An 8136-nucleotide genomic window follows, 5' to 3' on the forward strand; every position below is an offset into this window, starting at 1 on the left:
GGACGGGTGGGGCGGAAGGTCGCGGCGCGCCGGCTGCGAGGGACGCGGCCCGGCCCGACAGGCCCAGGCGGTGCACCTTGCCGATCACGGCGTTGCGGGTCACGCCGCCGCCCAGTTGCTTGGCGATCTGGCTCGCCGACTGGCCTTCCAGCCACAGCTTCTTCAGCGCGCCGACGCGGTCTTCGGTCCAGCCTGCGGTCATGATCGCCCTCCGGGATTCAACATATGGGGTCGGGACACCCCTCCGGAGGTCCCGACCTACCGCTAATCGTAAACCACCCCTTAAAACGCGCAATATGTGGGAATTGGTCCGTCCACAGGAACCACATCTAGTATGGTTAAGGTGGTCGCGGTGGTGGGACGTTGCGGAAAGCGCGCGGGGCCGCTGCGGAGGGTGGAAAGGGGTTGGTGGTTAGTGATTAGTGGTTGGAACAGACCGAGCTCCAGTCGCCCCGGCAAAGGAGGCCGGCGCGATCGACCGGCCGGCAGCCGCCAGGCGCTAGCCACTAACCACTTGCGCCCGCGCCGCTCGCGCCGCATCTCCGCGCCATGACCGATCTCGCCTCCACGCGCCCGTCCGGGCTTCCGCAGCCGCGCCGCTATCACGGCGTCAACTGGGAGGGGGTGAAGACCCTCTATCTCAAGGAGGTCCGGCGCTTCTGGAAGGTCGGGGCCCAGACCGTGGCCGCGCCGGTGGTGACGACCCTGCTGTACATGCTGGTCTTTGTCGTGGCGCTCCAGGGCGCGCGGCCGCCGCTGCACGGCACGCCCTTCGCCGAGTTCGTCGCCCCGGGCCTGATCATGATGGCGGTTCTGAACAACGCCTTCGCCAACGCCTCGTCCAGCCTGATCCAGGCCAAGATCATGGGCACCTCGACGGACTTCCTGACCCCGCCGCTCAGTCCGCTGGAGTTGACCATCGGCTTCTCGCTGGGCGCGGCGACGCGCGGCGTGTCGGTGGGGCTGGTGACCGCGATCTGCGTGCTGCCATTCGCCAGGCTGGGCGTGGCCAACGTCCTGGCCATCGTCTGGTTCGGCCTGGTGGCCTCGCTGCTGATGGGGATGCTGGGCGTCTTCGCCGGCCTGTGGTCCGAGAAGTTCGACCATCTGGCGGCGGTGCAGAATTTCGTGGTCATGCCGATGACCTTCCTGAGCGGCACCTTCTACCTGGTCGAGAACCTGCCCGAGCCGTTCGCAACGATCAGCCGGTTCAACCCGTTCTTCTATCTGATCGACGGCTTCCGTTACGGCTTCATCGGCCATGCGGAGGGCGACCTGAGGATCGGGGTCGCGATGAGCGCGCTCCTGACCCTGCTGATGGCCTGGGCCTGCTGGGCGGTGTTCCGGTCGGGCTGGAGGCTGAAGAGCTGACCCCGAAGGAGGCTCCATGACCTCGCCCGTCGCCCGCATCGTCCACATCGGCGTCGATCGGGACTGGCGCGAGGTCTACGCCTTCGCGTCTGACCCCCGGAACATGGCGTCTTGGGCGTCCGGCCTGGCCTCGGGCCTGCACCGCGACGGGGAGGAATGGGCCGGCGACGGCGGGCCGATCGGCGCGTTGAGGGTCCGGTTCGGGCCTCGCAACGATTTCGGCGTCATCGACCATGTCGTCCGGACCGAAGGCGGCCTTGAGGTCGAGAACCCGTTGCGCGTCGTCCGGAACGGCGACGGCGCCGAAGTCATGTTCACCCTGTTCCGGCGTCCCGACCAGGACGACGCGGCGTTCGAGGCTGACGCCGCCCACGTGCGCAAGGACCTAGAGACGCTCAAGGCCCTGATGGAGGACGGCCGCTAGGCGCGTCGATTTGGGATGCGCGGCGGCCCCAGCCGCGCTAGCCATGACGCCTCGCATCAAGAGGGGCTCCATGTTCATCCGTACGCTTGCCGCCGCCGCCGCGGCCCTGTTGGCCGTCTCCACCCCCGCGCTGGCTCAGGACGTCGACTTGCGCGCCCAAGTCGCCGCCTTCGTCCAGCCGACCAACGCGGCCCGCACTCAGGTCGTGCTGGACCAGGTCCGAGCCGCCGGGTTCGACCCGTCGGTGGAGACCTTCGCCGGCGGCAATCGCCAGACCGGCGAGATGGAAGGCCGCAACGTCGTCTTCACCGTCGGCGAGGGCGAGCGAGAGATCCTGCTGGTGGCCCACTACGACGCGGTCAAGCTGCGCGACGGAACCCTGTCGCAGGGGGTGGTCGACAACGCCGCCTCGGTCGTGGGGGTGATCGAGGCCGCCAAGATCCTGCGGACGAAGTCGCTGAACCACCGGATCCGCGTCATTCTGTTGGACCAGGAGGAGTTGGGCCTGATCGGCGCGAAGAAGTGGATCGAGGCGCACGGGCTGGCGAACGTCGCCGCCGTGGTGAACTCCGACGTCGCGGCCTACGGCGACACCATGATGTACGGGCTGAACAACGGCGCCCAGTCGGCCGGCGTGGTGCGCGCCGTGCGCGAAATCTGCGCCGAGCGGGCGATGCATTGCGTCGGCTTCCCGATGTATCCGCCGTCGGACGATCGCGCCTTCTCGGGCCAGGGGCTAGGCCCGCAGGCGACGCCGGGGCCGGTGGTTCCAACCGTCTCGCTCGGCTTCCAGGACCATGTCGGCGCCCACCAGATGTGGCTGGCCTTCAACGGCGGCGAAACGAACGGCCTGGCCGAGGGCTTCGTCCCCCAGGTCTTCCGTCTGATCCATTCGGCCGACGACACCATGGAGCATGTCGACCCGGCCACGGTGAAGACGGCGGGCGAGACCTATGCGGCGGTCGTGGAGCGGCTGGACGCCGTCATGGAGAGATGATCGAGATCGCCGGGGTCCAGCCGACGGCCCGAGAGCTTCGGTCCGTCACCGGCGGTTGGGGCGGCCTGCACCTGTGGGCGGGCTTCCCCTTGTTCATCCCCTTCATCGGCTTGTGCGCGCTGGCGCTAACCGCCTCGGCCTACGTGCGCGCGACCCTGGGTTCGGGCGGGTGGTGATCGGCATCTTGTTCGGGACGTTCGGCGTCTGGCTGCTGTCCCAATGGGCGCTCCAGCGCGCCACCTTCGGAGCGATGAGGTCCGCCCCCGGCGGCGGCGGGCTCAGCGACTGGACCCTGACGGAGGAGGGGGTGCGGTTCGCGACGCCGCTGACGTCGTCGTCCCTGGACTGGGCGGCGATCAAGGCGGTTCGCGAGGAGAGCGACCGCTTCATCCTGCTGGTGACCCCGACGAACAATCCCGTCCTTCCCAAGCGCCAGCTGAGCGAGGCGCAGGCGCAGGCGGTCCGGTCCCTGATCGCGGACCTGGTTTCCTCCGGCAGGCTCGGGCGCGGTGTTGACTCGCCCGCCCCTGCATCCGACAAGGCCTGACCTGTTTTCCGGCTCCGCCGCGCCCAGATCGCCTGGGCGGGGCGGGGCCTTCTCTCTTCTGGAGGTCCGGTCCCGTGTCCAACGATCATCTGATGGGTGTCTACAACCGCGCGCCGCTCGAGGTGGATCGCGGTCTGGGCGCGCGCCTGTGGTCGACCGACGGAACCGAATACCTGGACTGCGTCGCCGGCATCTCGACCAACGGCCTGGGCCACGCCCATCCCAAGCTGGTCGCCGCCGTCAGCGAGCAGGCCGCCAAGCTGTGGCACGTGTCCAACATCTTCCGCATCCCGGGCCAGGAGGCGCTGGCCGACGAGCTGTGCGCCAAGTCCTTCGCCGACGTCGTCTTCTTCACCAACTCCGGCACCGAGGCCGTGGAGTGCGCCCTGAAGACGGCGCGCAAGCATCACGTCGCCAACGGCCAGCCCGAGCGGATCGACATCTATGGCTTCGACGGTTCGTTCCACGGCCGGACCTACGGCGCCATCAACGCCGCCGCCAACCCCAGCTACACCGAGGGCTTCGGCCCGAAGATGGAAGGCTTCCACCAGTTGGTCTGGGGCGACAAGGCCGCGCTGGAGGCTGCCTTCCGCAACCCGACCACCGCCGCGATCATCCTGGAGCCGGTGCAGGGCGAGGGCGGTTGCCGCGCCACGCCGGACGAGGACTTGCGCTGGATGCGTCAGATGGCCGACGAGACCGGCGTTCTGATCATCTTCGACGAGGTCCAGTGCGGCATGGGCCGGACCGGCAAGCTGTGGGCGCATGAGTGGGCCGGCATGACGCCGGACATCATGGCCATCGCCAAGGCCTTGGGCGGCGGCTTCCCCATCGGGGCCTGCCTGGCCACCCAGGATGCGGCCAAGGGCATGACCGTCGGCGTGCACGGCTCGACCTTCGGCGGCAATCCGCTGGCGATGGCGGTCGGCCGCGCGGCCTTCGGCGAACTGTCGAAGCCCGAGACCCTGGCCCACGTGAACGAGATCGCCGGCTATCTGAAGCAGCAGCTGCACGGTTTGAAGGAGCGCTTCCCCGACGTGATCGTGGACGTTCGCGGCAAGGGCTTGCTGATCGGGGTCAAGCTGGTTCCCAACAACCGCGAGTTCATGGGCTGGGCCCGCGACGAGCAGCACCTGCTGGTCGCCGGCGGCGGCGACAACTGCGTGCGCATCCTGCCGCCGCTGGTGCTGACGCTGGACGAGGCCCGCGAGGCCGTCGAGCGCTTCGAGAAGACCTGCGAATTCGCGCGGGCCAAGCTGACCGCGGCTTCGTAGCCATCGCCCGCTCATCCCGCGAAAGCGGGGACCCAGTTCTGTCGGCGAACGCCGGAGGTCGGGACGAGCGGCAGAGTTCCATTCGGCGGCGACAGTCGCCCAAAGCACTGGGTCCCCGCTTTCGCGGGGATGAGCGGAGTAGAGAATGACCCGCCACTTCCTGGACATCCACCGGCTGGAGGCGGACGAGCTACGCGCCATCCTGGATGACGCCCACGCCCGCAAGCAGGCTCGCAAGGGCTGGCCGCAGGGCCGCCCAGACGCCGACGCGCCGGCCAGGGACCGCGTGCTGGCGATGGTGTTCGAGAAGAACTCGACCCGGACCCGGTTCTCGTTCGACGCCGCGATCCGGCAACTGGGTGGCGACGCCATCATCGCCAACGCCGGCGACATGCAACTGGGCCGCGGCGAGCCGGTCGAGGACACGGCCCGCGTCCTGTCGCGAATGGTCGATGCGGTGATGATCCGGGCCAACAGCCACGAGGACGTGGAACGCTTCGCCCGCGTCGCCACGATCCCGGTGATCAACGGCCTGACCGACCGCTCGCACCCCTGCCAGATCCTGGCCGACCTGCTGACGATCGAGGAGCATCTGGGGCCCGTGGCGGGCAAGACAATCGCCTGGGTCGGCGACGGCAACAACGTCTGCCACAGCTTCATGCACGCGGCGCCCAAGTTCGGCTTCCGCCTGCAGGTCGCCTGCCCGGCGGAGTACCATCCGGACCTGCACGACCTGGCCCGGGGCGGCGACAACGTCGTCCTGACCAGCGACCCGCGCGACGCGGTGCGCGGCGCGGACGTGGTGGTCACCGACACCTGGGTATCGATGGGCGACCAGGACTACGAGGCCCGGCTGGAGGCTTTCGACGGCTATGGCGTCGACGACGCCCTGATGGACCTGGCCAATCCGGACGCGGTCTTCCTGCATTGCCTGCCGGCCCATCGGGGCGAAGAGGTGACGGACGCCGTCATCGACGGTCCGCGCTCGCTGGTCTGGGACGAGGCCGAGAACCGCATCCACGCCCAGAAGGCGGTGCTGGCGTGGTGCTTCGCCGGCTGAGGCTCCTCAGCCCGCGCCGAGGTTCACATCCGCGACCCCGCCTTCCTTCGGCGTCGTCCTGGTGAGGTTCGCCTTCGCGATCTCGAAGGCGAAATGCAGAAAGCCGCCCTTGTTGACCCAAACGCGTCCGTCGTCGGCGTCGAAGCGCAGGATGGTCAGATGCGGATCGTCCTTGCCCTCGGGGTACCAGGCGGACAGCACCGGGTTCCAGTAGCGGTTGACGACCTCGCGGTCGGGGCCGTGGACCGACAGCTCGCCGTGTATGCAGGCCCAGACGTTCTGGTCCTTCGAGCCGTAGTGGAACATGGCGCTCTGTCCGCCCGGCAGGGCCGCGTCGCGGGCCAGGTCGGTGTCGTCGCGGGTGAAGAACCAGATCACGCCCGTCTCCTCCTCGCGGAAGGCGGTCATGGGCTGGGCGTGGTAGCCGGGCTGGTCCAGGCCCAGCAGGCCGGTGTTGGATTTCTCCAGACTGTCCCAGAAGGCCTTTTCGGCCTCGGCGGCGGTGAGGGTCTTGTCGCCCATGCGGGTCTCTCCTGATCTCGGGGTGGATCAGGGAAGCGCGTCCCGGGCGCGCGGGGTTCCGCCTCAGTATGTTCGCTGCGGCACCCCCAGCAGGGTTCCGACGTGGACCAGCAGGATCAGCAGGGCGGCGCCGGACAGGACCATGATCAGCCGCCAGGGAATCATGCGCACGCCCTTGCGCGGATCCCAGGGCAGGGCCCCCCTCCATCCGGAGAAGATCGCGAGGGCCAGGACGGCGGCGACCAGGGCGAGGGTGAGAGGCATGTCCATCGCGGCGAGGTGGCCTGCAAAGCGCCCGTGCGCAAGGGGGCGAGTCCTTGCCGGGAGGTTAATCTTCACGATCCGTTAACGACGCCGGAGCGACATATCCTGTCAGTGTGCGGGCTTTCCACAGGAAGATGGCCAGACCCCCACATCTTGGGGTTAACCACGCGTTTACACCCCTGATCTGGACGTCTAGCGTCTGGCTTGTAGGTCGGGAGGCGAATCAGTGAGCGCAGCCGCGCCGTGGAGCGTGAAGGGGATAGACCCCAAGGCTCGCGAGATCGCCAAGGACCTTGCGCGCCGCTCGGGCATGACCCTGGGCGAGTGGCTGAACTCCATGATCATCGAGGACGCGGATCAGGACGAGGGCTTCACGCCGCTGCCTCGCCGGTCCCATGCGTCCGATTCGTTCGACGTCGCGGCCGTGTCCGCCGGCTGGACGACGCCTACGGCGCCGGCGACGAGGCCTGGCAGCGGCTCGAGGCCTCGATCGACGCCATCGCGGGGCGGCTCGAGGCGGCGGAGCGCCGCTCGACCGTCGCGATCCAGGGGGTGGATCAGGCGGTCTCGGGCCTGGTGCGCCGGCTCGAGGGTCAGGATCAGCAGGGCCGCCAGTATGGCCGCCGCATCGACGACATCGCCGAGGAACTGCGAGAGGGGCATCGCCGCCTGCGCAAGTTCGAACAGGAGACCGGTCCCAAGACGACCGAGGCCTTCGGCAAGGTGGAGACCAGCCTGGGCGCGATCGCCGGCCGGCTGTACGACATCGAGGAACGCCAGCGCGCGGGCGTCAACGAGTTGCGCCAGCGCATGGACGCGGTCGAGAAGATCGCCGGCCCGGGCGCGGGATCGGACCTGCTGGCCCAGGTCGGGGCGCGGCTGGACCAGGCGCAGGCGCGCACGACCGAAGCCTTGCGCGGGTTGGAGCGCTCGTTCGCCGGTCTGGACCAGCGTCTGCGGACGGCGGAAGGCCGTGTCGAGCCCGAGGGCGCGCGAGAAGCGGCCCGTTTCGAGAAGCTGGCCGAGACGCTGAGCCGCCAGGTGGAGGCCAACCGCGCAGAGATGATGCGCCGGCTGGACACCGCCGAATCCGAGAACCGGATGGACCGCATCGAGCGGGCGGTCATGTCGCTGGGCGAGCAGGTCAAGGACGCCGAGACCCGGTCGGCCCGGGCGGTCGAGGCCATGGGCCGCGAGGTCCTGCGCATCGCCGAAAACCTGAACGGCCGCGTCGGCCGGATCGAGGCCGAGGGGCCGGCGCGGTTCGAGAAGCTGGGCGAGGCCCTGGCCCGCAAGGTCGAGGGCGACGTGGGCCGCCTGGCCCAGGGGCTGGAGCAGCGGCTGACCGCCGCCGACGACCGCCACGCCCTGGCCCTGGAGAAGCTGGGCGGCGAGATCACCCGCATCTCGGACCGTCTGAGCGAACGCATCGCCCAGTCCGAGCGGCGCTCGCAGCAGGCGCTGGAAGATATCGGCCGCCGTCTCGCCGACAGCTCGTCGCGCATCGAGCAGAGCTACGACCGCGCCTCGGGCGAACTGGCCGAGCGCATGCGCCTGTCGGAAGAGCGGACCGCCGCCCTGCTGGCCGAGGCCCGTCAGAACATCGAGCGACGCGCCGAACCCGCCAAGGCGCCGTCGCGCCGCCACCCGCCGACGTCCAGCCCGACTGGCGCGCCG

At 69.3% G+C, this 8136-nt stretch carries 11 protein-coding genes; 8 read left to right on the plus strand and 3 right to left on the minus strand.

Annotation, left to right across the window (positions count from 1 at the left end; genetic code table 11):
• Positions 1 to 202: GcrA family cell cycle regulator (locus AC2W7C_RS10130; RefSeq protein ID WP_486001331.1), on the minus strand; the 202-nt coding region annotated here is incomplete at its 3' end.
• A gap of 347 nt (positions 203 to 549) precedes the next feature.
• On the opposite strand from AC2W7C_RS10130, the gene AC2W7C_RS10135 reads away from it, so the two are divergent.
• From AC2W7C_RS10135 to argF, 7 genes are all read left to right on the plus strand, one after another.
• Positions 550 to 1371, plus strand: a complete 822-nt coding sequence (locus AC2W7C_RS10135) for an ABC transporter permease (RefSeq protein WP_486001332.1) — start codon at positions 550 to 552, stop codon at positions 1369 to 1371.
• A 16-nt stretch (positions 1372 to 1387) separates the two neighbouring features.
• Positions 1388 to 1795, plus strand: a complete 408-nt coding sequence (locus tag AC2W7C_RS10140) for an SRPBCC family protein (RefSeq protein ID WP_486001333.1) — start codon at positions 1388 to 1390, stop codon at positions 1793 to 1795.
• A gap of 70 nt (positions 1796 to 1865) precedes the next feature.
• Positions 1866 to 2792: a M28 family metallopeptidase gene (locus tag AC2W7C_RS10145; RefSeq protein WP_486001334.1), complete on the plus strand. Its 927-nt coding sequence runs from the start codon at positions 1866 to 1868 to the stop codon at positions 2790 to 2792.
• Entirely contained in the window at positions 2789 to 2968 is a 180-nt protein-coding gene (locus AC2W7C_RS10150) for a hypothetical protein (protein ID WP_486001335.1), read from the plus strand. Before AC2W7C_RS10145 ends, AC2W7C_RS10150 begins: the two co-directional genes overlap by 4 nt.
• Positions 2965 to 3339, plus strand: a complete 375-nt coding sequence (locus AC2W7C_RS10155; RefSeq protein WP_486001336.1) for a YcxB family protein — start codon at positions 2965 to 2967, stop codon at positions 3337 to 3339. Before AC2W7C_RS10150 ends, AC2W7C_RS10155 begins: the two co-directional genes overlap by 4 nt.
• A gap of 92 nt (positions 3340 to 3431) precedes the next feature.
• Entirely contained in the window at positions 3432 to 4613 is a 1182-nt protein-coding gene (locus AC2W7C_RS10160) for an acetylornithine transaminase (RefSeq protein WP_486001341.1), read from the plus strand.
• 145 nt (positions 4614 to 4758) lie between these two features.
• Positions 4759 to 5673, plus strand: coding sequence for an ornithine carbamoyltransferase (gene argF / locus AC2W7C_RS10165; protein WP_486001337.1), 915 nt, complete (start codon positions 4759 to 4761; stop codon positions 5671 to 5673).
• 6 nt (positions 5674 to 5679) lie between these two features.
• Here the strand turns inward: argF and AC2W7C_RS10170 are convergent, their stop codons facing one another.
• Positions 5680 to 6195 (minus strand): pyridoxamine 5'-phosphate oxidase family protein, encoded by a 516-nt coding sequence (locus AC2W7C_RS10170; RefSeq protein WP_486001338.1) that lies wholly within the window; start codon positions 6193 to 6195, stop codon positions 5680 to 5682.
• Between the two features lie 63 nt (positions 6196 to 6258).
• Positions 6259 to 6459, minus strand: a complete 201-nt coding sequence (locus tag AC2W7C_RS10175) for a hypothetical protein (RefSeq protein ID WP_486001339.1) — start codon at positions 6457 to 6459, stop codon at positions 6259 to 6261.
• A gap of 324 nt (positions 6460 to 6783) precedes the next feature.
• Here AC2W7C_RS10175 and AC2W7C_RS10180 point away from each other — a divergent pair.
• Positions 6784 to 8136 (plus strand): coiled-coil domain-containing protein (locus tag AC2W7C_RS10180; protein WP_486001340.1); only part of this gene is annotated, 1353 nt, incomplete at its 3' end.

It is taken from the genome of Brevundimonas sp. CURTG3B2_SDJG, assembly GCF_057364705.1.